The following is a 24,691-nucleotide window of genomic DNA, read 5'->3' as shown; positions in this document are numbered from 1 at the left end:
TCATCGCATTGCAAAACATGGGGTCCATCAAGCTAACATAATTTACTTTTGATATTTGTTAATTAAAAGAACTATATTTCGGCCGATTTTTAAAGTTTCGGGCGTTTTGCAACTTCAGAACATTTATCTATTTTTTTTTCCAACTTTTAACGATCGATTCAGATCGATATAGCGGTGCGTGATATAATGGCATTTGCAGTTCATGTAAACATGAATAATTGTACAGGTTGTAACAATTGCGTGGTTGCATGCCCGGTTGATGCACTTGAGCTTTCGACTGTGGATCCTGTCACTACTGACAAGATCTACAAGGTTATCGGCGGCAAGGCGATCGTCCTTGACGCTAACAGTGAGCTCTGTGCCGGCTGCGGTATATGCATCGAGGCATGTCCATACGATGTTATCACCTTAAAAGGGCGTTTTGACACGCTCAAAAACGAGGACAGGTTCACACATCCTCTTATGGAAGGACTTGAGGAGATCAGGGACTACGAAGAGGAGTATGAAGCCCTTGAGGAAAGAAAGGCAAAACTCAAGAAGATTCCTGAGTTCTGGGAATTAAGAAAGGAATTTGCTCAGTCCGGAGCAAAGGAGTAATCCCGGACCACAATTTTAGGAGTGTTAAATTATGAATACGCTTTTTCCAAAATACTCCCGGAAACAGGACGGATGTTATTCTATTTACGAGCAGAAGCTCTTAAAGCAGGTAAACAACCTCATACAGGACAACGAGAAGTGTACTGGCTGCGGTATCTGTGTAGAATCCTGTCCTGAAGACGCGATCAGCCTCGGACCTGTCGGTGCATTCCGCAGGGGGGCCATTGATTACGGTTCACCAATCCAGGTAGACGAGACAAAGTGCTCTTACTGTGGTGTATGTGTCGTAATGTGTCCCTTCAATGCGATGAACCTGCAGGTTGACGGTGAAGACAGCCTTCCGATCGTCGAGAGGGAAGGATTCCCCACATACGAGAAGGTCATGGAGATCGACGCAGAGAAGTGTGTCGAATGTACGACCTGTGAAGACGTGTGCCCGCGTGACGCGATCATCCGCGATGTTCCTCCGTTTGAAGGCACTGACTGGCTTGGTCTTAAGAAGGGAGAGGCAATTGACGCCGAGATAACCTTCGACTGCGATACAGAGAAGTGTACTGTCTGCGGACTGTGCGGAGACGTATGTGCAGCAATCGATGTCGTAAAGAAACCGTTTTCAGCTGAAACCGGCTCAGTAGAGGGAGAGGTTAAGTGGACGGAAGAGCTTTGCGACGGCTGCGGAGTCTGTGCCGATATCTGTCCTTCCGATGCAATAGAAGTCAAGAAGGCCGGAGAGATCAAGAAGAAGAAGATCGGCAAGGTCGAAATCGACAAGGACGAGTGCTGTACATGCCGCTGGTGTGCTACAAACTGCCCGACCGAGGCGATTACTGTTGAGAAGTTCTTTGAGGGAGACATCGAGTTCCATGCCGAGAAGTGTCCCGGCGGATGTTCGACATGCGTTGACGTTTGTCCCGCAAACGCGATCTACCTCCCGACACCCAAGCCCCCGGCGGAGATGCACGGCCAGATCGAGCCGAACATCGCAGTCAACAAGGATCTCTGTATCCTCTGTGGTGCATGTGTTAACGCTTGCCCCGGTGAGGACATCATCGTCCTGAAAAGGACTGGCATCCGTATGAAGGGCAAGGAGACGGACCTCTTTAAGACAATCAAGGATAAGCTGCTTCGGCCGCGTACTTCCAAGGTCAGGGAAGGGGACTTTGGTAAGGTTGAGCTGAAGACCGCAGAATGAGGTGAGACTAAAAATGGCAGTAGAAAAAAATTATGGAAACCCTGACCTCGAGAAGAAACTTGCGGACAGGAATTACTATACCTCCGATTCGCACAAGGACTTCAGCAAGCGTGTCGAGAAGATCAGCGGTACAATGTCGCACATGTGTTTCCAGTGCGGAACATGCACCGGGTCCTGTCCGTCTGCGCCCCGGAGTTCTTACAGGATTCGCCTTTTCATGAGGCGAGCCGTCCTCGGTCTCGAGGACGAGGCATTGACCGATCCGGATCTCTGGCTCTGCACGACGTGCTACTCATGTTCGGACCGCTGTCCGCGTGACCTTTTCCCGACCGACGTCATCATGGCCATGAGGAACCTCGCTTTCGAGCGAGACATCGTTCCTAGGAACTTCCTTCAGACCGTGAACCTGATCTACACATCCGGCCACGGTGTGCCCAACAACGACGTCAACCGTGCGGCCCGCGAGAAGCTCGGTCTTCCCCGCGACCCTCCGACCACGCATTCATATCCTGAATACCTGGAAGGTATCCGTAAGATCATCGACCACTACAAACTCAAGGAGAACGCCGACCGTATCCTTTCCGAAGGAGGTAATTAAAGATGGTAAAAGGCTTTGATCATTCATACGCATTCTTCCTCGGCTGCATTGCCCCCAACCGTTACCCCGGCTGCGAGGCATCTGCCATCAGGACAAGTGCCAAACTCGGGATAGAGCTTCTTCCTCTCAAGGGAGCGAGCTGCTGTCCTGCGCCCGGTGCCTTCGGTGCCATCAACCTCAATGTCTGGTATGCGATGGCCGCAAGGAACCTGTGCCTTGCCGAAGAGATGAAGAAAGACATTGCTCTTCTCTGCAACGGCTGCTACAAGTCCATCTGGGAGGTCAACCACAAGCTCAAACACAACGACGAGCTTCGCGACAACGTCAACGAGGTTCTGGCCGAGATCGACATGCAGTACAAAGGCTCGATCGACGTCTGGCACCTTGCCGAACTTTACTACGACGAGAAGATCTGCGGCATCAAGAAGGTCGCCGACAGCGTCACCCGTCCCCTGAGGGGCACCAAAGTTGCAGTCCACTACGGCTGTCACTTAATGAAGCCGCAGAAGGATCGCCACTTCGGCGACACCGAGAACCCCATGTGGATCGAGGAACTCGTCGCAGCGCTCGGTGCAGAACCCGTCCAGTACAGAAACAAGATGCAGTGCTGTGGTGCCGGCGGCGGCGTAAGAGGCTACGATATCCTTCACTCTCTCGATATCACCAACGAGAAGCTGATCAATATCCGTGAAGCCGACGCCGACGCTCTTACTGAGGTCTGTCCTTTCTGCCAGCTTCAGTTCGACCGCGGTCAGATCGAGATCAAGCAGAACTTCGGCCAGGATTACGGCCTTCCGGTTCTGCACTACAACGAGCTTTTGGGACTTGCCCAGGGCATGACCCCCCAGGAGCTTGCATTGGATCTGCATGCAATCGACTGCACACCATTCCTGGAGAAGATACTGTAAGGAGGCAAAAGAAATGTCTGAAAATCAGGAACCAAGAATCGGTGTATTCATCTGCCACTGCGGAACCAACATCGCAGGCTCGATCGACATCCAGGCAGTCAAGGATTATGCCACGACGCTTCCAAATGTCATCGTTGCAGACGAGTACCAGTATATGTGTTCGACACCCGGCCAGACCAAGATCATCGATGCTATCAAAGAGCACAACCTGACCGGAATCGTTGTCGCAGCATGTTCGCCACGTCTTCACGAGCCCACGTTCAGGGTTGCAACTGCGGAAGGAGGCCTCAACAAGTTCCGCTTCGAGATGGCCAACATCCGTGAGCACAATTCGTGGGTTCACATGCACGACTGGGACCTTGCGACCAGCAAGGCCAAGGACCAGGTAAGAATCGCAGTCGCCAAGGCAAGGCTGCTTGAAGACCTCGAGCCCAAGGAAGTGCCTGTGGAGCACGCCGCAATGGTCGTCGGTGCAGGTGTCGGCGGTATCCAGGCCGCCCTCGACCTTGCGAACGCCGGCATCAAGACCTACCTTGTCGAGCAGACCCCTACAATCGGCGGCAGAATGTCGCAGCTCGACAAGACCTTCCCTACACTCGACTGTTCGCAGTGTATCCTTACGCCTAAGATGGTGGACGCAGGCCGTCACCCCAATATTATCCTAAGGACCTATCACGAGGTCGAGAACGTCGAGGGTTACATCGGCAACTTCGAGATCACTCTCAGGAAGAAGGCCCGCGGAACGCGTAACGAGGCCGAGATGAAGGCCGACGGTATCACAGGCTCCGGCTGTAACGGCTGCGGTGACTGTGCCACTGTGTGTCCGGTCATCAAACCTAACCCGTTCGAGTTCGGAATGGCTCCGAGAAAGGCAATCTACATCTACCACGCCCAGGTCATGCCGCTCCAGTACACGATCGACTACGATGCGTGTGTTAAGTGCGGTCTCTGTGTTGACGCGTGCGGTGTCGAGAAGAACGCCATCGACCTTAACATGGTCGATACCTTCGAGAAGATCAAGGTCGGGTGCTGTATCCTTGCAACCGGTTACGATCTCATTCCTATCGAGGACAAGAAGGAATGGGGCTACAAGCGCTACGAGAACGTCATCACCGGTCTCGAGTTCGAGCGCCTGATCTGTGCATCCGGACCTACCGGCGGCCACATGATCCGCCCGTCCGACGGTGCAACGCCGATGAAGGTCGGTTTCGTCCTCTGTGCAGGTTCGCGTGACAACACCGGCGGGGTCGGCAAGCCTTACTGTTCAAGGTTCTGCTGCATGTACTCGCTCAAGCACGCCCACCAGCTGATGGAGAAGATCCCCGGCTGCCAGCCGTATCTGTTCTACATGGATATCCGTTCGTTCGGCAAGATGTACGAGGAGTTCTACTATCGTATCCAGAATGAGGGTGCGAAGTTCGTCCGCGGTCGTGTCGCCGAACTTCTCGAAGATCCGAATACCAAGAACGTCATCGTCAAGACCGAGGACACGCTTCTCGGAAGGCCTGTCAGCATCGAGTGCGACCTCGTCGTTCTCGCGGCTGCAATCCAGCCGAAGCCTGACGCAGAGCCTATCCGCCAGATGTTCGGTATCTCGAAGTCGCAGGACGGCTGGTATCTCGAGGCTCACCCGAAGCTCAACCCCTGCGGAACAACGACTGCAGGTATATTCCTCGCAGGTGTCTGCCAGGGTCCGAAGGACATTCCTGACACGGTTGCCCAGGCCGAGGGAGCAGCGTCCGCTGCAAGTATCCCGATCCACCAGGGCAAGGTTCAGCTCGAACCTTACTTCGCCCAGTGCATGGAGGACCTCTGTGCAGGTTGCGGAATGTGTGTCCCCCAGTGCCCATACGGTGCACTGTCGCTTACGGAGAAGAACGGTCGTCAGGTCATGCAGGTAACCGAAGCCAAGTGTAAGGGCTGCGGAACCTGCGGAGGTTTCTGCCCCGGCGGAGCTATCAAGATGCAGCACTTCACAACGCCGCAGATCTGCGCACAGATCGATGCGTTCCTTCTTGGCGGCCTTGGAGGTGAAGAGTAAATGGGAGACGAGTGGAATCCTAAGATTATCGCAATCATCTGCAACTGGTGTTCCTACGCCGGTGCTGATCTTGCAGGCGGTGCACGTATCCAGTACCCGACAGATGTTCGGGCTATCAGGGTAATGTGCACGGGCCGTGTCGACCCCCTCTTTATTATGAGGGCATTTCAGGACGGAGCTGACGGAGTGCTTGTCTCCGGCTGCCACTTCGGTGACTGCCATTATCTTGAGGGCAACTACAAATGCGCAAAGCGTATGTTCCTTATCAAGAACGTGCTCAAGAACATCGGTCTCGACGATAACAGGATCCGTATGACATTTGTATCAGCATCGGAAGGTGCAAAGTGGGGTATGGTCATGGAAGATGTTGTCAGGACGGTTAAAGAACTGGGCCCAAGCCCCCTGAAGAGGTGAATCGCAATGGCTAAGCAGATATTATTGAATATGATTACCCAGCGCGCTGTCGAAGAGGGTATCGCAATGGAGATCGGTAAGACATCTCCCCAATACTTTGAGGCCTGTTCACTGATTGAGATGAACGAACATGATATCGATGAACTCGGTATCACACCAAACACAAATGTCAAAGTGACAAGCGAGAGCGGCGAAGTTATTGTAAAGGCCGTAATTGCACGCCAGACCTGCTACAAGGGTCTCTGCCACATCAGGCAGGGTGTATGGGCAAACCAGGTCGTTCCCCCGAGGACACAGTCCACAGGAGAGCCCCAGTACAGCGGTTTCCCTGTAATCGTGGAGCCGGCCCCCAATGAGAAGATCAAGACCGCCCTTGAATGTGTTCAGGGAGCAGTCGGTCTCTGGATAGGTGATGAGTAAATGCCAAAAGTAATCAAGAACGTCGGATGTCCGTACTGCGGCTGCTCATGCGATGATGTTGAGGTAACTGTTTCCGATGACGGAAAGCATGTTCTCGAAGTCAAGAACGTATGTGCAATCGGTACAGAGATCTTCATGCACGGCGGTGACCGCGAGGGCCGTATCAGGCTTCCACGTATGCGCCAGGAAGACGGCACATTCAAGGACGTCAGCTTTGAAGAGGCAACAGACTTCATGGCAAAGACGCTCCTTAAGGCAAAGAAGCCTCTTATGTATGGTTTCGGATCAACAAACTGCGAAGGACAGGCTGCAGCGGCCCGTGTCATGGAGAGGGCAGGCGGAATGCTCGACAACTGTGCATCAATCTGCCACGGAAGTTCATTCCTTGCAATCTTCGACAACGGTTACCCGTCCTGTACACTCGGTGAAGTCAAGAACCGTGCAGACGTAATCGTGTACTGGGGATCTAACCCTGCACACGCACACCCGCGCCACATGTCACGTTACTCGATCTTCCCGCGTGGATACTTCTCAGGAAAGGGACACAAGGGCAAGACCGTTATCGTAGTAGACCCGCGTTTCACAGACACGGCACGTGTCGCAGACCATGTCCTCCAGGTAAGGCAGGGTCATGACTACGACCTGTTCTGTGCATTCCGTATGGTTCTTCACGGACACGCTGACGATATCCCCGATGTCGTTGCAAACATCCCGAAGGAGAAGATCCTCGAGGTTGCAGAGATCCTGAAGAACGCACGTTTCGTAAACATCTTCTTCGGAATGGGTCTCTGCCACTCCGACGGAAGGAACCACAACATCGACATCGCCATCTCGATGACACGTGACATCAACCAGTTCACGAAGTGTACGATCATGGCAATGCGTGGACACTACAACATTGCAGGTCCCGGTCAGGTATGGTCGTGGGTCTTCGGATTCCCTTACTGCCTTGACCTGACGAAGAAGAACATGGCTCACATGAACCCCGGTGAGACAAGTTCGGTAGACCTTGCAATGCGTGACGAAGTCGACGCATTCGTTAACATCGGTACGGATGCAGGTGCTCACTTCCCGATTCCGGCAGTGCAGCACTTAAAGAAGCACCCGTTCATCACAATCGACCCCAGTGTCAATATGGCAAGTGAGATCTCCGATCTTCACGTCCCGGTAAAGATCTGCGGTGTTGATGACGGCGGTATCGTATATCGTATGGATAACGTTCCTATTCAGTTCAGGCAGGTAGTAAACGCACCCGACGGTGTTCCCTCGGATGAGGAATTCCTCGACGGAGTTTACGAACGCATGGTAGAGCTTGAGGGGGAGAAGTTCGATGAGTGAAATGATCATCAAAAACGGATTTGTTTTTGACCCTCTGGCAGGCATCAAAGGCGAGAAGAAGGACATCGGAATTAAAGATGGCAAGATCGTCGATGCCTCGGAAGTCAAAAAGGGCAAAGAGATCGATGCATCCGGCAAGACCGTAATGGCCGGCGGTGTGGATATCCACACGCACGTTGTCGGACCTAAGGTCAATGTCGGCCGCCTGATGCGTCCCGAGGACAAGCTCTTCAGGAGCAGGACCAAGGAGCGCAACACAAGGATGCAGATGGGATTCGCCGTCCCGAGCACATATGCAACAGGGTATGCATACGCACGTATGGGATACGCATATGTGAACGAGGCAGCAATGCCGCCGCTCCACTCTCCTCACGTTCACGAGGAGATCCGTGATACACCTATCCTGGATATCTCGGCAATGCCCGTAATGGGCAACAACTGGTTCCAGATGGAGTATCTCAAGCAGGGCGAGATCGAGAACAACGCCGCATACACCGCATGGCTCCTCAGGGCCACGAAGGGTATCGGTATAAAGTGCGTCAACCCCGGCGGTACAGAGGCATGGGGATGGGGTATGAACTGTCTTACAATTCACGACCCGGTCCCGTACTTCGACATAACTCCGGCGGAGATCGTCAAGGGACAGATCCAGACGAACGAATTCCTCGGCCTTCCACACTCGCTCCATGTTCACGGTAACAACCTCGGAAACCCGGGCAGTGCAGAGACAACACTCGACACTCTCAAACTTGCCGAAGGCATCACGACCCACAACAAGTTCGGACGTGAACAGGTTCTCCACAACACTCACCTTCAGTTCCACTCATACGGCGGAACCGGTTGGGGAGACTTCGAGTCCGCATCACAGAAGATGATGGACTACGTGAACAAGCAGAAGAACATCTCGTTCGATGTCGGTTTCGTTACACTCGACGAGACGACAACTATGACCGCAGACGGTCCGTTCGAGTACCACCTCAACCACCTCAACCACCTGAAGTGGGCGAATGTTGATGTCGAACTCGAGACTGCAGCCGGTGTCGTTCCGTTTGTCTACGACAAGAACAGCAAAGTCTGCGACATACAGTGGGCAATTGGTCTTGAGCTTGCACTGCTCGCAAAGGACCACATGAAGTGCCACCTTACAACAGACCACCCGAACGCCGGTCCGTTCACACGCTACCCGCGTGTAATTAAGTGGCTCATGTCCAAGCAGTCACGTGACGAACTCCTGCACTCCTTCAAGTATGCAGACAAGGTCATCGACGCAACGATCATCGAATCGATGGACCGTGAACTTGATCTCTACGAGATTGCACAGATGACCCGTGCAGGTACGGCAAAATGTCTCGGTATCTCGAACATGTATGGAGGACTCACACCCGGCATGAATGCAAACGTAGCAATCTACGACCTCAACCCGGAGGACATGCCGAAGGACCCCGAGATGATCGAGAATGCATTCTCACGTGCAGCATACATGATCAAGGATGGTGTAGTTGTTGTTGAGAACGGAGATGTCATTGCGACAACCCCGAGGAAGACAATCTGGACCGATGCGAAGTATCCGCTCAACGAACTTGTCGAGCGTGATATCCGCGAGAAGTTCCTGAAGTATTACACAGTCGAACTTGAGAACTACATGGTCTTTGATGAACACGTGTACAACACGGTTCCGCTCGAGGTTGAATCCCCGGCAGCGTGAGGTGAAAAAAATGAGTACAGTTACAATTACAGCAAAAGGCGCTCATGAACTTTACCTTGAGGCATACAATGTAACCCCTGACGCATTTGCCGGAAAGACACCTGCAGAGATTGCAGAGATCGAGTGCCACGAGGGTAACTACAAGGGAACCCTCGGGGAATACTTCGATATTGCAGGTGCGGCCGGTGCAACAGCGGAAGAGACCACGATCATCGTAAAGGGCGACTGCAAAAAGATCAAGCGCATCGGCCAGAAGATGTCCGCAGGCAATGTCATCATCGAGGGTGACTGCGACATGTACATCGGCGGCTGGATGCAGGGCGGAAAGCTCCTTGTAAAGGGCAATGTCGATTCGTTCTGCGGTATCGCAATGGCCGGCGGAGAGCTTACCGTCGAGGGCGATGCACAGAACCACGTTGGTTCCGCATACCGCGGTGACTGGCGTGGAATGACCGGCGGAGTTCTCCGCGTAAAGGGCAGCGTCGGAAACGATGTCGGAACATTCATCAACGGCGGTACAATCATCATAGAGGGTGACGCATTCATCCATGTCTCTACACATGGAGAGGGCGGAACCGTCATCGTGAAAGGAAACGTAGAGGGCCGTGTCGGCGGTCAGATGGTCAAAGGCGACGTATATGTCTTCGGTGACATCAAATACATGATGCCCGGATTCAAGTACGTCGACGAGGTCGAGGCCGAAGTCGACGGCGAGACTGCAAAATTCGCACACTATATCGGTGACCTGGGCGAGCGCCATCCCAAGAGGAAGGGCCAGATCGTCTACGGTAACATCTATAAAAAACTCTAAAACAATTTTTTTGTTTTCCCGGGTATTTTGATGAAATGCTTGTGAATGATTTTGTTATTGTAATTATTCTCGTGTTGTCCTGATGAAAAATTTGTTTTAAATCTGCCACCAAACGACGAATGCACCGATTATAATCAGAGCAAGTCCCATTACGAGCCTGAGTTTATTCCTGTGTTTTATTCTTGCAAAATCGACGAACTTCGGTGAAAGCCCGAGAGCGACTGCGAATGTGATCAGAAGCAGGGGCATCACAAAGAAAAAATTGTACAAAATCAGGTATGGAACTCCTTCATAGAATGCCATCTCCGATGAAAGCAGGCTGATTATTGCGAGATAGATAGTTCACTTCGATCTCCGGATAACTTTCCGTGAGGTTTTCGATGAATGGTATTACCCTGTCGCAAGAAATGCAATGGCTGCTGTAAAATACGGTTACCGTAGTGTTTGCAGCTGCAACCTTCTGGCTGTAATTCTGTGAAATATTTTGATCGCCGTCGTAAGCCTGAACGGCCTGGATGGAAACGATTAAAATTAAGAATAAGGCGATAAGGAATTTAGTTTTCTGCATTTGAAATATCTTACATTACTTGTATTTCTGGATTTTCAGTTTTAAAATGGAAAAACACCGGCTTCTTCGGAAAGATGTCCGGATAAGACTGATTTCGGAATCACAATAATTTGTCAGTCTATGGTGCTTATTTAGTGAATATATGGTGAATTTGCGGTGTCATTATAAGGCAGGATGTCCCTTACGGACATCCTTCCCTTATACCCGGCCCTGCCCCTTCTTCCTTCTAATTTCGGCCGGCATTGCTGGTTATTGTTTTATGAAACTCTTTTACGATGTGATCTTCACCTCGCATGTCGAGATGAGATTCCCGTCCTTATCATTTACCTTCAATATAAAGGTCTTGCCGACATTCTGGGTTCTCTGGTACTTGAGAGCTGTTATGGCGCCACCGGAAAAACTTGTTTTCGAGGTTTTATATAGTCCCGGCTGGAGCATTTCCATCGAGCAATTATCTGTTGAGATATACAGGGTGTCCCCCGGGTTGAAAGAGGACTTTCCGCCGGTACTGCTGGTGAGGAACACCTGGTTCCCGTCCTCATCGGCGATTATGCTTGTGTTCAGAACCTCGGCGAACGGCTCGGTACTCGGCCCGAAGCCTGGTCCGTGCTGGGTGATAAAGACGATACTGTCGAGAGGAATTGCATCCCCGCCGTCATGGGTGATGGTCATGCCCTGCGAGACACTGAACGTCGCGCCGATCTTTGCCTGTGGGGTCTTGGCCTGGCTGTCGATCATCCCCGAGCCGAATGCCGATACGACCGCGGCAATTATGATCGTGACTACGAGCATCAGCATGATTCCGATCACAGGTGAAACCGCATCGTTTCTTAATTTTGGTTTCATGCGCTCACCACAACATCCTTATTGAATATCGTCTTCCCGCTTGGTATGTAGACAATCTTGACGTTCACGGTGTCACCGCTCCGCAGGTTCTCCCACCCGCAGCCGAGCACGGCCTGTATATTGTCTACCTGCCCGCCGTCGGCAATGATGCCTGCAGGTGTAGTTTCTTCACCGGTATATACCTTGTACACAAAGGCGTTATTATCGTCTTTGTATTGGTACAAAAAAGTGGTGGAAGAGGGTGGGAATCCAGTCGTTTGACCATATCCTCCTGCCTTTGGACTAATAGCGATATCACCCATGTTATTTCTCACGTGATAACCTCCGACCATGGAGTAAGTATTATGGCATTCCCCAATAGGTTCGGCTGCCATAACAGTGCCTATGTCCAGAATGTAATTTCCGAAATAAGCTGTTTCTTCATAATTTGCGTGCTTATTAGCAGGAACGGTTCCCTCTACGCCGGTACCTGACCCGAATGGGGCCACTCCGCCTCCATCTGTGTATGTCAACTTAGTCATAGTGTTGGAGACACCCGGCAGGACTTCAGCTCCGCCATGATATACAGTACCTATATTCAGCCCAAGAATGCAGCCAACACCTGTAGCTTCCCCATTAGAAGAAGTGATATACGTATTCTTCTTCACGGTGGTGGTCCATGAGGTGATGAGTTTCAGGTCACTTGTATTGATAGGCTCGCTCACACCTGTTACCAGTGCGTAGAATCCACTGCCGTGGCATGTGCCGGAGTTTTTTATGCTGACATCCATACTGAGAGTGGGTGTCTTCTGGCTACCGCTGTCAATTAGTCCGCCTGCAAATCCACTTACAACCGCCGCGATTATAATGGTGACGACAAGCATCAGCATAACGCCGACGACCGGAGAAACAGCGCAGTCGGATTCCTGGAATTTAAATAGTTTTTTCATCATTTGATCCTCCTTGAAAGATAAATCTCATACAGTGATCAGTACATCACTCTTTGAGATCAGGTGACCCTCCGTGTCACTCACTTCAAGTATGAAGCTCTTGCCGATACTGTCCTGGTTCCTGATACAATGCGCCCATGCTGCTGCCTGGGTTCCTTCGTATGTGTAGCCGTCATGGTACTCCTCAAAGTCAGTAGGGGCAACGTTCGGCTGAAGAATATTGCACGTGCAGTCTTCCGGTTCAATAGTAACGGTGTCTCCCGGATTGAACGATACCATGAAGTATACTCCCCATGTTGTCAGCATTGGCTGTGGCTCTCCATCCTCATATGTCTGACTCCTGTCAGTGTCTACCATTATCGTGGACATATCCAATGTCTGTGCAGTCGACGACTCGAGGTTCGGCCCGAAAGTGGGACCATCACGGATTGTGAATATGAGGTCTTTTGTTGCAAGCGAGTCGCCGCCTGCATTGGTGATAGTCATGCCCCCGGATATGCTGAAAGTTCCTTTGACATTCGCCTGAGGAGCTTTAGTCTGTCCGTCGATGAATCCGCCGGAAAAAGCAGAGACAACCGCCGCTATAACAATCGTCACGACAAGCATCAGCATGACGCCGATAACAGGAGAGACCGCAGAATTATTCTCGCTCATATCTCAGCCCCCCCGGACGGTGACGTCCTTTGCAAAGATCGTCTTCCCGCTCGGTACGAAGATCACCTTTACCGAAACGGTATCTCCAGTCCTTAGGTCTTCCCAGCCAGAACCAAGCACTGCCTGCATTGGATCCGTGTACTTATCGCTGTCAAACCCGGTATATTCATAAGAGTTTTCTATGCCGTAGCCGCTTGTATACGCCTGTCCTGTTCCGTCATTCATGCCGCCGAACGGCTGTGCACTCATGCTCACGCCCGGTGCAAGTGTGTAATTGCCGAACCAACGCTCGGAAGCGTTGTTAGGTCTCAGGGAACTTCCGCTAATCGCCGATTCTCCTGCTACGGTCGCCATTCCGAAACCATAAGGCGCGGTACTTGCCACGTTCAGGCCTGATGAAACAATGGACGGCTCAATAACATTTACCACGTTTCCTACGGAAATATTGCCGCCTATAGCATCGTTCTTCTTCCATGAAGTGACTATTTTAAGGTCGCTTGTCTGGATCGGATCGCTGACCCCGGTTACAATCGCGGAAAAACCGCTGTTTGCCCAAGTCCCTGAATTAGTAATCTTGACATCCATGGCAAGGTCCGGAGACTTTTGGCTGCCTCCTGCAACAAGACCGCCTGCGAACCCGCTGACAACAGTTGCGATGATTATCGTTACGACAAGCATCAGCATGACACCGACAACAGGGGACACAGCCTGATCATTCTTCATCGTCATCCCTTCTCCCCCTGATCACGCAGTTATCGTGACCTTGCTTCTGCAGATGAGATTCCCGCTCTTGTCGCTGACATCGAGATAGAAGGTGTTTCCTATGTTGTCGTTGTTTTTAAAGCATAGATTCCATTGTTCCTGATAGTCACCAGAATTGTTATAGCTGTAGCCGTCGTTTCCAAGATGATCAGAATAATCATTCGGGACGATTAGTGGCTGGAGCAGATCGCATCTTATACTCGATGAATTGATGTACAGGGTATCTCCGGCTTTAAACGATGTAACAGATGTGCTGCCATCTCCGGTATCCAGTGGTCTTTCCTGACTATCGATAATTAATGTCTTATCGATAATCTGTGCAGTCACCTGTTCGAGATTCGCGCCAAACACAGGACTGTTTCTGACCGTAAACACAAGATCATTTGTTGCAAGAGCATCTCCGCCCATGTGAATGATCTCCATTCCCGAGCCAATGCTGAATGTCCCCTGGATCGTTGCCTGCGGTGCTACCTGCTGGCTGCCCACCGAACTTCCTGCAAAGGCTGAAACTACCGCTGCAATGATGATTGTTACGACAAGCATCATCATAACACCGACGACCGGTGAAACTGCATTGTTATCAGATTTTAATTCCATGATTTAGCCCTCCGTTACTGCGACATCCTTTTCGAAGATCACTTTCCCGGTTGGAATATGAATTACCTTGACATTCACTGTATTTCCGGCTCTCAGTGCTTGCCAGCCAGAACCAAGCACTGCTGTTGCGGCATCAAGCGCTCCGGTCCCAAAGTAACCGCCGGAAGTATATTCATAATTCGTAACTACGCCGTAACCGCCGTCATCACTCAGACCTGTTGAAGAACCGATCGCTTTTTCCGAGTTGCTGCCATAAGCGAATGCAACGAGTCCTGTTCCCTGGATCAGGGAATAGTTTCCGAACTGCTGATCGGGTTTATCGAAAGGATTGGTCAGTGACTGTGCGTCTGATGAAGAGTTCACACCCGAACCATACCCGTATGGTGCATTACTCTTAATGAGCGAAGTTCCTTCTATCTCAGGGCTGTTGACATTGGCAACAAGAGGCATTGAAGTGTTTCCCCCTGAAGTAGTGTCACCGGAATTGCTGTCCGTAACTCTCCAGGATGTTACGATCTTTATATCCTTTGTCTGGATCGGATCGCTGACACTTGTAACCGTTGCCGAAAATCCGCTTCCAATGTAGGTCCCTGTGTTTGAAATCTTTACATCCATTGTAAGCAGCGGAGCACTTTGACTTGTTCCCCCAACCAGGCCGCCGGCAAAACCGCTTACTACTGCTGCAATGATGATGGTAACAACCAGCATCAGCATTACACCGACAACGGGTGACACAGCCGCTTCGCTATGCCCCGGTTCTTTCTTTAGAAAATCCATGTTAAATCCTCTGGCCATGAAGGCCAGTTCTCCAAAAGTGGTTCATAAGAATTACGTGAAACCACTCTACCATAAGTGGATTAATTAGTACCGATACTTAAAATAGATCATAAATTAAGCATTATTTGTTAACATAACCAAATTAATTAGATCTACGCTGCTGAAAAAATTTTAAATACCGGGAAATTTATTAGTGCGCAAATGCGCATAATTGTCCTGTCTCATTGATGTCGGGAAAAATCCGGAAAAGGGGATAGATTTTTTCAAACTAAACCCTGATTGTAAAGTAAAGCTTAAATAAGGCGAAAAATAGCGAAAAGCGTGATTTTTTACATCCACACAGAAGCCTCAGATTCCACGATCTCCTCCTTCTTCGATATAAACATCGTCTGAAAAAAAGAGGTCATTCTTATGCCGTTATTTCGATGCGTTCCGGGCTTAAATCGTTAAAAAAACGGCAGTTCTCCGTTTTATAATTTTGTTCTCAATAAAGCCTGTTAAAAGAGCAAAATAAGCTCAAATTGCCGTTTTTTGGCGACATTTATTTCACGAAAACGTTCATGAAACAGAGGTTTCATGTAAGTCACAACGTGATTTGCATGTATAAGGATCTAACCTGAAAAAAAGATCGTTCATTAAATCTGCCACCAAACGACGAATGCACCGATTATGATGAGAACTATTCCCATTACGAGCCTGAGTTTATTCCTGTATTTTATTCTTGCAAAATCGACGAACTTCGGTGAAAGCCCGAGAGCGACTGCGAATGTGATCAGAAGCAGGGGCATCACAAAGAAAAAATTGTACAAAATCAGGTATGGAACTCCTTCATAGAATGTCATCTCCGATGAAAACAGGCTGATTATTGCAAGATAGATCCCCCCGGTACACGGGAGTTCGAACATTCCGACAATAATTCCGAGGAAAAACGAGGAGGGAAGTGTTGCTTTGGCGATGAACCGGCCGATGACTCCTTTTGAAGAGGCAGGGATCGATAGGGACGCCTCCGGGTTCTTTTGTAATGCGTCGGTAATATTGATCAGTCCGGCCGTTATCGCAACAATGCCGGCAAATATCGAGAAATAGAACGATAAACCTGAAAAACCCACAATGCACATTATCCCGAGTCCGGCCAGGACGTAAAAGATGAATACTGCAGATGTATAGAGCAGTCCCGAAATAAGGACTTTTTTTCCCGGGCCCGATGCCATGAGGGAGACCAGAAGAAAAACGAGGACTGCAAATGCACAGGGATTAATTCCGTCTAAAAGTCCGGCGGCTGCGATGATCGACAGATCTGTCAGTATGTCCTCTCCCAGGTCTTCTTCCTGGGAATATTCATCTTCTGTCAGCCATTGTTTTTCGTAATCCGTGTCAGGAATCAGTCCTTTATCGAGAGAGTCAAACACATCCCCGGCATTCTCCATTATCGGTGACATTCCGGGCAGGACCACGGTGTCCCCGGTAAAGAGGATAGGGTAAGATACGTAGTGCATGTTGTAGCGGACCCCGAATTCATACATGAGAGTCAGGTTTTCCGTGGAATTGTACAGGTCATAATATTGCACTTCGATCTCCGGATAACTCTCCGAGAGGTTCTCGATGAAGGGTATTACCCTGCTGCACGAACTGCAATGGCTGCTGTAAAATACGGTTACAGTCGTATTTGCAGTTGAAATCAGTTGCCTGATCTGATCTTCCTGTGATACTCCTGTGTGGTCATATGAAAAATTTGCATCTCCGTCCAAAGCATAAACAGCCTGCGTGAAAAGGATTAAAATTAAAAATAGGGCAATATTGTACTTTGTCTTCAGCATTTGAGACTTCCCGTATCAATTCTCTTTAGTTTTCAGTTTTAATAATGGAAAGACACCGGCTTCCCCGGGAAAGGCCCGGAGAAGATTTGATTCTGTGATTAACAATTAGTTAATCTGTGATGCTTTTTGTGAATGTATGGTGAATTTGCGGTGTCTGTTATAAGACGGAATGCCCTGAAAGGACATATCACGCCTTATACCCACCCCTTTCCCTGCCCCCTTTTCCATAGCAGCCGTTATCAGGCATTGTTTAGTTGATGGTCAGTTACGATGTGATCTTCACCTCGCACGTCGAGATTATATTTCCGTCCCTGTCGCTTGCCTTGAATATGAACACCTTCCCTACATTGTCAGGATTCCTGAAGCAGAGCTTCCATAATGCATCGCAGGAATTTCCTTCGTATGTAGTCGGGTAGTTCTCCCAGTCCCATACCCCCTCACTCATACAATGGGAATCTCCTACATTTTCAAATAAAGGTGCTGAAACTGAATACTGCAGAAGACTGCATGTGCAGTTGTAAGGGGTGATATAGAGAGTATCTCCCGGGTTGAAGGATGACTTGCCACCGATACTGTTTGTTGAGAAAACCGGATTCCCTTCTTTGTCAGTGATGAGATTCAAATCAATCTGCTGTGTCGTAACTTTCTGGGCATTCGGCCCGAAGCCGTCTCCGTTGTTCGTTATGAAGATCAGATCGTCAAGGGGTATTGCGTCACCTCCATCATGGGTGATTGTCATTCCCTGGGAAACGCTGAAAGTTGCGCCGATCTTTGCCTGCAATGCCTTGGACTGGCTGTCCACAAGTCCCGAGCCGAATGCCGAAACAACTGCGGCGATTATGATCGTTACGACAAGCATCAGCATAATGCCGATGACAGGTGATACCGCTTCATGATTCCTGTAATTTGTTATGATAGATCTCATGAGTAGTCCACCACCACGTCCTGGTCGAAGATAGTTTTTCCTGAAGGCGTGTAGACAACCTTTACGTTTACGACATCGCCGCCCCTGAGATTTTCCCAGCCACAGCCAAGGACGGCCTGCATGCCGTCGATCTGTCCTCCGTCGGCGATAATATCCATTGGCACAGTTTCATCGCCGGTGTAAACACCATAGACGTTTCCGGTTTTGTAATGATATGTGTGAGCTACATACTCTCCATTTAGGTATGTCATGGTACCATAACCTCCCATATTAAAAGTGTCAGGAATACCACCTGTTACTGGGTAATATATGCAACGTCCGCCTGCCTCGGCGAGCATAACTGTGCCCTGCTCAAGGCTGTAGTTTCCGAAATGGGTTACAGAAAAGAACTGCCAGTTATACATCGGAATGATAGGACCGTTGTACATGTAATTTCCCATATCAGAGGTGGTCGTATTGGTTACTCCCGGACCAAATCCATAAGGCGCTACGCTTTTTGCTGTTTTTTGTGTATATGAATTTGAAACACCCGGAATGCATTCCGTACCGCCGTGATAGACTGTTCCAAGCGGCAGGCTGAGGATGCAGCCGGTACCATTGATCTCTGTGCCTCCACTACTCTTAATATAGGTATTCGTCTTTACCGTTGTTGTCCATGAAGTGATGATCTTGAGATTGCTTGTCTGGATTGGTTCGCTGACTCCTGTAACGGTTGCAGAGAACTCGCTCCCTCTGTATGTGCCGGAATTTGTGATTTTGACATCCATAGTAAGTGATGGAGTCTTCTGGGCGCCGTTTTCAATAAGCCCTCCTGCAAAACCGCTCACAACCGCCGCGATGATAATCGTCACGACAAGCATCAGCATGACTCCGACAACAGGAGATACCGCAGATTCTCTCCTGTGCTCATAAGACAGCATGCAGGCAGGAAGATTCTTTTTAATTTTGCTCTTCATAATTTAACCCTCCTTTAAATCAAAAAATGAGATCATCATGTGGTGATCAACACCTTGTTTGTCGAGATCAGGTGACCTGCCGTATCGCTCACCTCGAGTATGAAGCTTTTGCCGATGCTGTTCTGGTTCCTGATGCAGTATGCCCATGAAGCAGTCTGGGTTCCCGTATACGTATAGCCGTCAGCTGCAACATTGTCCTCAAAATCCGTCGGTGCTACATTTGGCTGAAGAATATTACATGTGCAGTCATCCGGGTCAATGGTAACGGTGTCGCCCGAGTTGAACGAGGTCATGTAAAAAGCACCGTCGACCGTCCTCATCTGACCAGACCCCCTGTCGGGCGTATTTACATTTATTGTAGTCATATCAAGCGTCTGTGCAGTTGATGACTCGAGATTCGGCCCGAATGTGTCACCGTCACGGATGGTGAATATAAGGTCTTTTGTTGCGAGAGAGTCTCCGCCTGCATGAGAGATGGTCATGCCTTCGGATACGCTGAAAGTTCCCTTGATGTTTGCCTGTGGAGCTTTTGTCTGCCCGCTGGTTAGGCCCCCTGAAAAAGCCGACACTACGGCTGCGATAATGATTGTCACGACAAGCATCATCATAACCCCCACGACAGGGGAGACTCCTGAATTATTATCTCTCATATTTCAGCCCTCCACAACTGAGACATCCTTTGAAAAGATCGTCTTCCCGGTCGGTACAAAGATGACCTTCACGGAGACCGTATCTCCCGATCTTAGCTCTTCCCATCCGTAACCGAGTACAGCCTGCATGGGATCCGTATAAGCGTCGCTGTCCGAAGTGTATGCAAAAAGAGAATCAACTCCATAACCGCTCGTATACGCATTTCCTGTTCCGTCGTGCATACCGCCGTAAGGCTTTGCGCTCATGCTTACACCGGTTGTCAGCGTGTAATTGCCGAACTGCCACTCGGGAACCTTATATGGTGTCAGGAAATTTCCGGATACTGCCGATTCTCCCGGAGCTGTCGCCATTCCGGAACCGTATGGCGCGATGCTCGCTACATTTAAACCGGCCGTAGCAATCGACGGCTCAAAGACGTTGGCCACCTTTCCTGCAGTCGTATTGCCGCCTGTGAAAACCGTTCCGTTTGTAACGAGTCTTAACTCGTCATTTGCAGTACCGTAGTTGTATTTCATCCTGGTCTTCCACGATGTGATGATCTTGAGATCGCTTGTCTGGATTGGTTCGCTGACCCCTGTCACAATCGCAGAAAAACCGCTGTTCGTCCACGTTCCCGAATTGGAAATCTTAACATCCATGGAAAGAGTTGGAGATTTCTGGCTGTTTCCTGCAACAAGGCCGCCTGCAAAACCGCTGACTACTGTTGCGATTATGATGACGACGACGAGCATCAGCATTACACCTACAACAGGAGATACCGCCTGATCATTTTTTATTAACATCCGCATTTCCCCCGTTACGAAGTAATCGTTACCTTACTTCTGCAGATGAGATTCCCGTTTTTGTCGCTTATATCCAGATAGAAGGTGTTGCCTATGTTGTCGTTATTTTTAAAACACAGACCCCAGAACTCTTCGTTATCTCCGGTATAACTGTAGCCGTCGGTTCCGAGATTATCGGTATAATCATCCGGGACGACTATTGGCTGAAGCAAATCGCACCTTATGGATGAAGAATTGATGTAAAGGGTATCCCCGGATTTAAATGATGTAACATTTGTACTGCCGTCCCCGTAATCAAGCGGCCTTCCCCGGCTGTCAATAATTAGTGTCTTATCGATGATCTGTGCAGTCACCTGCTCAAGGTTCGGGCCGAATACATGACTGTTTCTTACAGTGAACACGAGATCATAGGTTGCAAGAGCATCTCCGCCCATATGAATGATCTCCATGCCTGTCCCTATGCTGAATTTTCCTTGGATAGTCGCCTGCGGTGCTGTCTGCTGGCTGTCCATCGAACTGCCAGCAAAAGCCGAAACCACCGCTGCTATGATGATGGTTACGACAAGCATCATCATAACGCCAACAACAGGTGAAACCGCTTCGCTATTTAATTTAAATACCATGATTAGCCCTCCGTAACTGCGACATCCTTTTCAAAGATCACTTTCCCGGTCGGAATATGAATTACCTTGACGTTCACTGTGTCACCTACTCTCAGTTTTTCCCAGTTTGTTCCAAGTACTGCCTGTGCGGCGTCAAGTGCTCCGGTCCCAAAGTAACCGTCGGAAATATATTCATAATCCGTAACTACGCCGTAACCGCCGTCATCACTCAAACCTGTTGACGAACCGATCGCTTTTTCCGAGTTGCTGCCATAAGCGAATGCAACGAGTCCTGTCCCCTGGACCAGGGAATAGTTTCCGAACTGCTGATCAGGTTTGTCGAAAGGATTAGTCAGGGACTGTGCGCCTGATGAAGAATTCACACCAGGACCGTACCCGTACGGTGCATTACTCTTAATGAGCGAAGTTCCTTCTATCTCAGGGCTGTTGACATTGGCAACAAGAGGCGTTGAAGTGTTTCCCCCTGAAGTAATATCGCTGGTATTACTGTCCTTAACTCTCCAGGAAGTCGCGATCTTTATATCCTTGGTGGGTATGGGATCGCTGACACTTGTAACGGTTGCCGAAAATCCGCTTCCTATGTAGGTTCCGGTGTTTGAAATCTTTACATCCAATGTAAGCAACGGGGCCTTTTGATCGGTTCCTCCTACCAGACCGCCTGCAAAACCGCTTACTACCGCTGCAATGATGATGGTGACAACCAGCATCAGCATTACACCGACAACGGGTGACACAGCCGCTTCGCTATGCCCCGGTTCTTTCTTTAGAAAATTCATGTTAATTCCCTTTGGCCGACAGGCCAATCCTGTAGAAGTGGATCAGAACAACTGTGAGAGACCACCTCTAAGATAGGGATATGTAAAGTAATATACTTAATAATGATCATTTGTTCAATAATAATATTTACTTTACTTACTTAACAGGATTTACAGAAGATTTATTATCAGACGACTGAATTTATTTCATCGGCGATTTCAAAATTAAAAAAACGTCATAATACAGCCTGTTTGAAACCCACTCTTTCTGGATGCTAAAGATATATGAGAGGTGTATCAAATGAAGTTTATGAGTAGAAGAATAATTATCTTAAAATACAGGAATCATAATAGTATACCGCCCGGTTTCCTTTAGGAGGCAGTGGAAATCGGCAGAATTGCGCCATTATTGCCGGACATGGAAAGGAATCTCATGCGAAAAAAAAATTTTGGAATAGTTCAGGATAATTCTGACGCACAAAATCCGCAGCCGTTTCCGGTCGATGTCGTGTCTGAATTATCAGTCGATCTTGATGAACTGCTCCTTTCCGTGAAAGAAGATTCATCAAATCCGTTTAAAGTGCCGTTTCCGCAGGCAAATGATCTTGACAAGGTCCTTGATATAATAGTCTTTTTCGACGAAAAAGGTAAAACAACTGAACAAATATCGAGTAAATTTAAATTTCACGGCAGGCAGGGGGATTATTATGCAAATGCAGCAATATTTCTCGGTTTTCTGGAGAGAAATCATGAGAACGCCGGTTCTTTTATTTTAACAGGGCTTGGTAGAGAGATTAAGCGCTGTTCAACGCAGAGGTGCCGTAAGAGGATTTTATTCGTTCAAATGTTAAAAAAACCGGTCTTGCGATCAGCAATCGTTTTATTGAAACACTGTAATTATGATTTAAATAAGGTTACTATAGAATCTTTGGTACCTGTCATCAGGGAAAATTATAGTAAATATACCCGGACGACAAGCAGAAGGAGGGCTTCTACAGTGTTAAGTTGGATAAAATGGGCTTGTCTTAATTTTAGTTTTAAATCTTAATTAAATCCGGACACTATTGTTGTTGTAATCATGTTCATTTAACTTTATGAGTTATTTAACTAATTACCCAACATCTTATTGCATTTTATGAGCGATCCCGACAATAATGAGAGAATACTTCCGAATTACCGGTTCAGGTTTGTGATCCTTGTTGCCGCAGTCTTTTTCTGTGCCCTGTTTTCGCTTGGAGTCGGGCGTTTTTCCATCAGCATGCCCGATGTTGTGATGATTCTCATTTCAAATATTCTCTCGATAATAAACGCATCTCCTATTGAAGAAACATGGGATTATGCGATGAACAGTGTCGTGATGAATATCCGCCTTCCAAGAATCCTCGCAGCATTGCTTGTCGGTGCAGCTTTATCTACTGCAGGTGCAGCATACCAGGGAATGTTTCAGAATCCGCTGGTCTCCCCCGACATTCTCGGTGCATCGGCAGGTGCGGGTTTCGGGGCATCGCTTGCAATTTATCTCTCCCTGGGAAGCAGTGCTGTTACGATTTTTGCATTTACAGGCGCTATCACCGCGGTCGGTGTCGCATATTGCATAAGCCGGCTTACCAAAGGGTCTCCGATTTTGGGGATGGTTCTTGCAGGTATTCTTGTAGGAAGTCTGTTTTCGGCTTCTCTTTCCTATATCAAGCTGATCGCCGATACGACGGAACAACTTCCGGCAATAACCTACTGGCTCATGGGGAGCCTCTCGGCCGCAACGATGTCCGATGTTTTTTATGCCGGACCGCTGATTATTGCCGGACTGATCCCGCTTGTTCTCCTTAAATGGAGGCTGAACATACTGACTCTCGGCGAGGACGAGGCGAAGAGCATGGGGGTCAATACCAGGCTTCTGCGTGTTGTCGTTATCGTATGCGCAACGCTTGTCACTGCGGTTGCCGTGGCAATCTCGGGGATAATCGGGTGGGTAGGTCTTGTTATTCCGCATTTCTGCAGGATGGTCTTCGGGTATGATTACAGGATGATCATTCCGGCATCTATCTTTATGGGTGGTGGTTTCCTCCTCCTGGTCGATGATTTTGCACGCACGATGGCATCGATCGAGGTTCCTCTGGGAATCCTTACTGCATTCGTCGGCGGACCGATCTTTGCATATCTTTTGATTGTCAACGGGAGGCGATCATGACACTTGAGGTTGAAAATCTGACGTTTTCCTACGAAAAAAATCTCAGGGATGTATTATGTGATGTATCGTTTTCTGCAAAGGATGGAGACCTTCTTGCAGTTCTGGGACCTAACGGGGTTGGGAAGAGCACGATGTTTCGCTGCATTCTCGGGTTTCTCAGGAATTATACCGGCTCAGTTTTTCTGGAAGGAGCTGATATAAAGACACTCGATCACAAGCAGATTGCAAAGAAGATTGCATATATTCCGCAGTCGACTTTTCCTGTCTTCAATTTCACTGTTCTGGATGTCGTCCTTATGGGGCTTACGAACCAGATCAGTATCCTCTCCGAGCCGAAGCAGCAGCATGTCGACGAGGCGTATGAGGCGATGAAGAGTCTCGGAATCGCCCACCTGAAAAATGCGGGTTACGGGGAAATCTCCGGGGGGGAACGGCAGCTTGCACTTATCGCTCGTGCACTTGTCCAGAAGGCGAAGATACTGATCATGGACGAGCCGACCGCTAACCTGGACTACGGAAACCAGTGGAGGGTGATGAGAAGGATTGTGAATCTTGCAAATGACGGGTATATCGTGATTCTTTCCACCCATAATCCGGATCATGCATTTCTCTATGCAAACCGCGTTCTGATGATCCAGGGAGGGAAGGTAATAGCGGACGGTCCTCCCGAGGATGTCATGACTCCCGATCTGATCAGGGATGTGTATGGCGTGAGTGTATGTATCGAAGACTACGAGAATGTCAACCGTACTCATAAGATCTGCATTCCGCGCGATGAATAGACAGCGATATTTTCAATATAGCAGGGTGCATTACTGCTGATTAGTCTCATATTTT

Annotated in this window: 27 protein-coding genes and 1 pseudogene; 13 read left to right on the top strand and 15 right to left on the bottom strand. The window is 49.1% G+C overall.

Annotation, left to right across the window (positions count from 1 at the left end; genetic code table 11):
* Positions 1 to 186: 186 nt before the first annotated feature.
* From MPET_RS15560 to MPET_RS12450, 10 genes and pseudogenes are all read left to right on the top strand, one after another.
* Positions 187 to 420, top strand: a pseudogene (locus tag MPET_RS15560) (4Fe-4S binding protein); the annotation flags it as partial.
* Between the two features lie 208 nt (positions 421 to 628).
* A complete protein-coding gene (locus MPET_RS12490) occupies positions 629 to 1,789 on the top strand; it encodes a 4Fe-4S binding protein (RefSeq protein ID WP_013330395.1) in 1,161 nt (386 codons plus the stop codon).
* Between the two features lie 13 nt (positions 1,790 to 1,802).
* Positions 1,803 to 2,387 (top strand): CoB--CoM heterodisulfide reductase subunit C, encoded by a 585-nt coding sequence (hdrC, locus tag MPET_RS12485; protein ID WP_013330394.1) that lies wholly within the window; start codon positions 1,803 to 1,805, stop codon positions 2,385 to 2,387.
* Between the two features lie 2 nt (positions 2,388 to 2,389).
* Positions 2,390 to 3,295 carry a CoB--CoM heterodisulfide reductase subunit B gene (hdrB, locus tag MPET_RS12480; RefSeq protein ID WP_013330393.1) on the top strand — a complete coding sequence of 302 codons (906 nt, stop codon included), beginning with the start codon at positions 2,390 to 2,392 and terminating at the stop codon, positions 3,293 to 3,295.
* Between the two features lie 13 nt (positions 3,296 to 3,308).
* Entirely contained in the window at positions 3,309 to 5,336 is a 2,028-nt protein-coding gene (locus MPET_RS12475) for a CoB--CoM heterodisulfide reductase iron-sulfur subunit A family protein (protein ID WP_013330392.1), read from the top strand.
* Positions 5,337 to 5,750: a hydrogenase iron-sulfur subunit gene (locus MPET_RS12470; RefSeq protein ID WP_013330391.1), complete on the top strand. Its 414-nt coding sequence runs from the start codon at positions 5,337 to 5,339 to the stop codon at positions 5,748 to 5,750.
* 6 nt (positions 5,751 to 5,756) lie between these two features.
* A complete protein-coding gene (locus tag MPET_RS12465) occupies positions 5,757 to 6,170 on the top strand; it encodes a molybdopterin dinucleotide binding domain-containing protein (RefSeq protein ID WP_013330390.1) in 414 nt (137 codons plus the stop codon).
* Positions 6,171 to 7,508 carry a formylmethanofuran dehydrogenase subunit B gene (locus MPET_RS12460; RefSeq protein ID WP_013330389.1) on the top strand — a complete coding sequence of 446 codons (1,338 nt, stop codon included), beginning with the start codon at positions 6,171 to 6,173 and terminating at the stop codon, positions 7,506 to 7,508.
* Positions 7,501 to 9,213 carry a formylmethanofuran dehydrogenase subunit A gene (locus MPET_RS12455; protein ID WP_013330388.1) on the top strand — a complete coding sequence of 571 codons (1,713 nt, stop codon included), beginning with the start codon at positions 7,501 to 7,503 and terminating at the stop codon, positions 9,211 to 9,213. The genes MPET_RS12460 and MPET_RS12455 overlap by 8 nt, the downstream gene beginning before the upstream one ends.
* 10 nt (positions 9,214 to 9,223) lie before the next feature.
* Positions 9,224 to 10,024, top strand: coding sequence for a formylmethanofuran dehydrogenase subunit C (locus MPET_RS12450; RefSeq protein WP_013330387.1), 801 nt, complete (start codon positions 9,224 to 9,226; stop codon positions 10,022 to 10,024).
* Positions 10,025 to 10,120: 96 nt separating this feature from the next.
* On the opposite strand, the gene MPET_RS12445 is transcribed toward MPET_RS12450, so the two are convergent.
* The 15 genes from MPET_RS12445 to MPET_RS12375 form a co-directional block, all read right to left on the bottom strand.
* A complete protein-coding gene (locus MPET_RS12445) occupies positions 10,121 to 10,327 on the bottom strand; it encodes a hypothetical protein (RefSeq protein WP_013330386.1) in 207 nt (68 codons plus the stop codon).
* The gene (locus MPET_RS12440) at positions 10,314 to 10,592 is read right to left on the bottom strand and encodes a thioredoxin family protein (RefSeq protein WP_013330385.1); all 279 of its coding nucleotides are present in this window, start codon (positions 10,590 to 10,592) and stop codon (positions 10,314 to 10,316) included. The genes MPET_RS12445 and MPET_RS12440 overlap by 14 nt, the downstream gene beginning before the upstream one ends.
* 270 nt (positions 10,593 to 10,862) lie before the next feature.
* Positions 10,863 to 11,438 carry a type IV pilin N-terminal domain-containing protein gene (locus tag MPET_RS14670; RefSeq protein ID WP_013330384.1) on the bottom strand — a complete coding sequence of 192 codons (576 nt, stop codon included), beginning with the start codon at positions 11,436 to 11,438 and terminating at the stop codon, positions 10,863 to 10,865.
* Positions 11,435 to 12,370: a type IV pilin gene (locus tag MPET_RS14665; protein ID WP_013330383.1), complete on the bottom strand. Its 936-nt coding sequence runs from the start codon at positions 12,368 to 12,370 to the stop codon at positions 11,435 to 11,437. Before MPET_RS14665 ends, MPET_RS14670 begins: the two co-directional genes overlap by 4 nt.
* Before the next feature lie 24 nt (positions 12,371 to 12,394).
* The gene (locus MPET_RS14660; protein ID WP_013330382.1) at positions 12,395 to 13,021 is read right to left on the bottom strand and encodes a type IV pilin N-terminal domain-containing protein; all 627 of its coding nucleotides are present in this window, start codon (positions 13,019 to 13,021) and stop codon (positions 12,395 to 12,397) included.
* Between the two features lie 3 nt (positions 13,022 to 13,024).
* Positions 13,025 to 13,750 carry a type IV pilin gene (locus MPET_RS14655; protein WP_013330381.1) on the bottom strand — a complete coding sequence of 242 codons (726 nt, stop codon included), beginning with the start codon at positions 13,748 to 13,750 and terminating at the stop codon, positions 13,025 to 13,027.
* A 15-nt stretch (positions 13,751 to 13,765) separates the two neighbouring features.
* Positions 13,766 to 14,380, bottom strand: a complete 615-nt coding sequence (locus MPET_RS14650) for a type IV pilin N-terminal domain-containing protein (RefSeq protein WP_013330380.1) — start codon at positions 14,378 to 14,380, stop codon at positions 13,766 to 13,768.
* A 3-nt stretch (positions 14,381 to 14,383) separates the two neighbouring features.
* Entirely contained in the window at positions 14,384 to 15,157 is a 774-nt protein-coding gene (locus MPET_RS14645; RefSeq protein WP_052297261.1) for a type IV pilin, read from the bottom strand.
* A gap of 635 nt (positions 15,158 to 15,792) precedes the next feature.
* Positions 15,793 to 16,974 (bottom strand): cytochrome c biogenesis CcdA family protein, encoded by a 1,182-nt coding sequence (locus MPET_RS12405; RefSeq protein WP_013330378.1) that lies wholly within the window; start codon positions 16,972 to 16,974, stop codon positions 15,793 to 15,795.
* Positions 16,975 to 17,239: 265 nt separating this feature from the next.
* Positions 17,240 to 17,899, bottom strand: a complete 660-nt coding sequence (locus tag MPET_RS14640) for a type IV pilin N-terminal domain-containing protein (protein WP_013330377.1) — start codon at positions 17,897 to 17,899, stop codon at positions 17,240 to 17,242.
* Positions 17,896 to 18,855 (bottom strand): type IV pilin N-terminal domain-containing protein, encoded by a 960-nt coding sequence (locus MPET_RS14635; protein WP_013330376.1) that lies wholly within the window; start codon positions 18,853 to 18,855, stop codon positions 17,896 to 17,898. The genes MPET_RS14640 and MPET_RS14635 overlap by 4 nt, the downstream gene beginning before the upstream one ends.
* 35 nt (positions 18,856 to 18,890) lie before the next feature.
* Positions 18,891 to 19,505: a type IV pilin N-terminal domain-containing protein gene (locus MPET_RS12390; RefSeq protein ID WP_013330375.1), complete on the bottom strand. Its 615-nt coding sequence runs from the start codon at positions 19,503 to 19,505 to the stop codon at positions 18,891 to 18,893.
* Positions 19,506 to 19,508: 3 nt separating this feature from the next.
* Entirely contained in the window at positions 19,509 to 20,288 is a 780-nt protein-coding gene (locus tag MPET_RS12385; RefSeq protein ID WP_013330374.1) for a type IV pilin, read from the bottom strand.
* A gap of 14 nt (positions 20,289 to 20,302) precedes the next feature.
* The gene (locus MPET_RS14630; RefSeq protein ID WP_013330373.1) at positions 20,303 to 20,911 is read right to left on the bottom strand and encodes a type IV pilin N-terminal domain-containing protein; all 609 of its coding nucleotides are present in this window, start codon (positions 20,909 to 20,911) and stop codon (positions 20,303 to 20,305) included.
* A gap of 2 nt (positions 20,912 to 20,913) precedes the next feature.
* Positions 20,914 to 21,687 (bottom strand): type IV pilin, encoded by a 774-nt coding sequence (locus tag MPET_RS12375; protein WP_013330372.1) that lies wholly within the window; start codon positions 21,685 to 21,687, stop codon positions 20,914 to 20,916.
* A gap of 361 nt (positions 21,688 to 22,048) precedes the next feature.
* Here MPET_RS12375 and MPET_RS12370 point away from each other — a divergent pair, with 361 nt between their 5' ends.
* The 3 genes from MPET_RS12370 (at position 22,049) to MPET_RS12360 (ending at position 24,636) form a co-directional block, all read left to right on the top strand.
* Positions 22,049 to 22,714, top strand: a complete 666-nt coding sequence (locus MPET_RS12370; protein ID WP_048130855.1) for a DUF7226 domain-containing protein — start codon at positions 22,049 to 22,051, stop codon at positions 22,712 to 22,714.
* A gap of 87 nt (positions 22,715 to 22,801) precedes the next feature.
* Complete coding sequence (locus tag MPET_RS12365) at positions 22,802 to 23,854, top strand: FecCD family ABC transporter permease (RefSeq protein ID WP_013330371.1); 1,053 nt, start codon at positions 22,802 to 22,804, stop codon at positions 23,852 to 23,854.
* Positions 23,851 to 24,636 (top strand): ABC transporter ATP-binding protein, encoded by a 786-nt coding sequence (locus tag MPET_RS12360; RefSeq protein ID WP_013330370.1) that lies wholly within the window; start codon positions 23,851 to 23,853, stop codon positions 24,634 to 24,636. The genes MPET_RS12365 and MPET_RS12360 overlap by 4 nt, the downstream gene beginning before the upstream one ends.
* Positions 24,637 to 24,691 lie beyond the last annotated feature (55 nt).

The organism is Methanolacinia petrolearia DSM 11571, assembly GCF_000147875.1.
In the GTDB taxonomy this organism is placed as follows: domain Archaea; phylum Halobacteriota; class Methanomicrobia; order Methanomicrobiales; family Methanomicrobiaceae; genus Methanolacinia; species Methanolacinia petrolearia.
Note: the sequence above shows the minus strand (reverse complement) of the source record. Positions and strands in the feature narration are given on the sequence as shown.

Bases quoted from the DNA above. Each gene is read 5' to 3' on its own strand.
- MPET_RS12440 (WP_013330385.1), bottom strand. From the start codon at position 10,592: ATGCAGAAAACTAAATTCCTTATCGCCTTATTCTTAATTTTAATCGTT.
- MPET_RS12445 (WP_013330386.1), bottom strand. From the start codon at position 10,327: ATGGCATTCTATGAAGGAGTTCCATACCTGATTTTGTACAATTTTTTC.
- hdrC (WP_013330394.1), top strand. From the start codon at position 1,803: ATGGCAGTAGAAAAAAATTATGGAAACCCTGACCTCGAGAAGAAACTT.
- MPET_RS12385 (WP_013330374.1), bottom strand. From the start codon at position 20,288: ATGTTAATAAAAAATGATCAGGCGGTATCTCCTGTTGTAGGTGTAATG.
- MPET_RS14645 (WP_052297261.1), bottom strand. From the start codon at position 15,157: ATGGATTTTCTAAAGAAAGAACCGGGGCATAGCGAAGCGGCTGTGTCA.
- MPET_RS12360 (WP_013330370.1), top strand. From the start codon at position 23,851: ATGACACTTGAGGTTGAAAATCTGACGTTTTCCTACGAAAAAAATCTC.
- MPET_RS12475 (WP_013330392.1), top strand. From the start codon at position 3,309: ATGTCTGAAAATCAGGAACCAAGAATCGGTGTATTCATCTGCCACTGC.
- MPET_RS12490 (WP_013330395.1), top strand. From the start codon at position 629: ATGAATACGCTTTTTCCAAAATACTCCCGGAAACAGGACGGATGTTAT.
- MPET_RS12405 (WP_013330378.1), bottom strand. From the start codon at position 16,974: ATGCTGAAGACAAAGTACAATATTGCCCTATTTTTAATTTTAATCCTT.
- MPET_RS12365 (WP_013330371.1), top strand. From the start codon at position 22,802: ATGAGCGATCCCGACAATAATGAGAGAATACTTCCGAATTACCGGTTC.
- MPET_RS12450 (WP_013330387.1), top strand. From the start codon at position 9,224: ATGAGTACAGTTACAATTACAGCAAAAGGCGCTCATGAACTTTACCTT.
- MPET_RS12460 (WP_013330389.1), top strand. From the start codon at position 6,171: ATGCCAAAAGTAATCAAGAACGTCGGATGTCCGTACTGCGGCTGCTCA.
- MPET_RS12470 (WP_013330391.1), top strand. From the start codon at position 5,337: ATGGGAGACGAGTGGAATCCTAAGATTATCGCAATCATCTGCAACTGG.
- MPET_RS14660 (WP_013330382.1), bottom strand. From the start codon at position 13,021: ATGAGCGAGAATAATTCTGCGGTCTCTCCTGTTATCGGCGTCATGCTG.
- MPET_RS14640 (WP_013330377.1), bottom strand. From the start codon at position 17,899: ATGAGATCTATCATAACAAATTACAGGAATCATGAAGCGGTATCACCT.
- MPET_RS14655 (WP_013330381.1), bottom strand. From the start codon at position 13,750: ATGACGATGAAGAATGATCAGGCTGTGTCCCCTGTTGTCGGTGTCATG.
- hdrB (WP_013330393.1), top strand. From the start codon at position 2,390: ATGGTAAAAGGCTTTGATCATTCATACGCATTCTTCCTCGGCTGCATT.
- MPET_RS12465 (WP_013330390.1), top strand. From the start codon at position 5,757: ATGGCTAAGCAGATATTATTGAATATGATTACCCAGCGCGCTGTCGAA.
- MPET_RS12375 (WP_013330372.1), bottom strand. From the start codon at position 21,687: ATGAATTTTCTAAAGAAAGAACCGGGGCATAGCGAAGCGGCTGTGTCA.
- MPET_RS14630 (WP_013330373.1), bottom strand. From the start codon at position 20,911: ATGGTATTTAAATTAAATAGCGAAGCGGTTTCACCTGTTGTTGGCGTT.
- MPET_RS14650 (WP_013330380.1), bottom strand. From the start codon at position 14,380: ATGGAATTAAAATCTGATAACAATGCAGTTTCACCGGTCGTCGGTGTT.
- MPET_RS14670 (WP_013330384.1), bottom strand. From the start codon at position 11,438: ATGAAACCAAAATTAAGAAACGATGCGGTTTCACCTGTGATCGGAATC.
- MPET_RS14635 (WP_013330376.1), bottom strand. From the start codon at position 18,855: ATGAAGAGCAAAATTAAAAAGAATCTTCCTGCCTGCATGCTGTCTTAT.
- MPET_RS12390 (WP_013330375.1), bottom strand. From the start codon at position 19,505: ATGAGAGATAATAATTCAGGAGTCTCCCCTGTCGTGGGGGTTATGATG.
- MPET_RS14665 (WP_013330383.1), bottom strand. From the start codon at position 12,370: ATGATGAAAAAACTATTTAAATTCCAGGAATCCGACTGCGCTGTTTCT.
- MPET_RS12455 (WP_013330388.1), top strand. From the start codon at position 7,501: ATGAGTGAAATGATCATCAAAAACGGATTTGTTTTTGACCCTCTGGCA.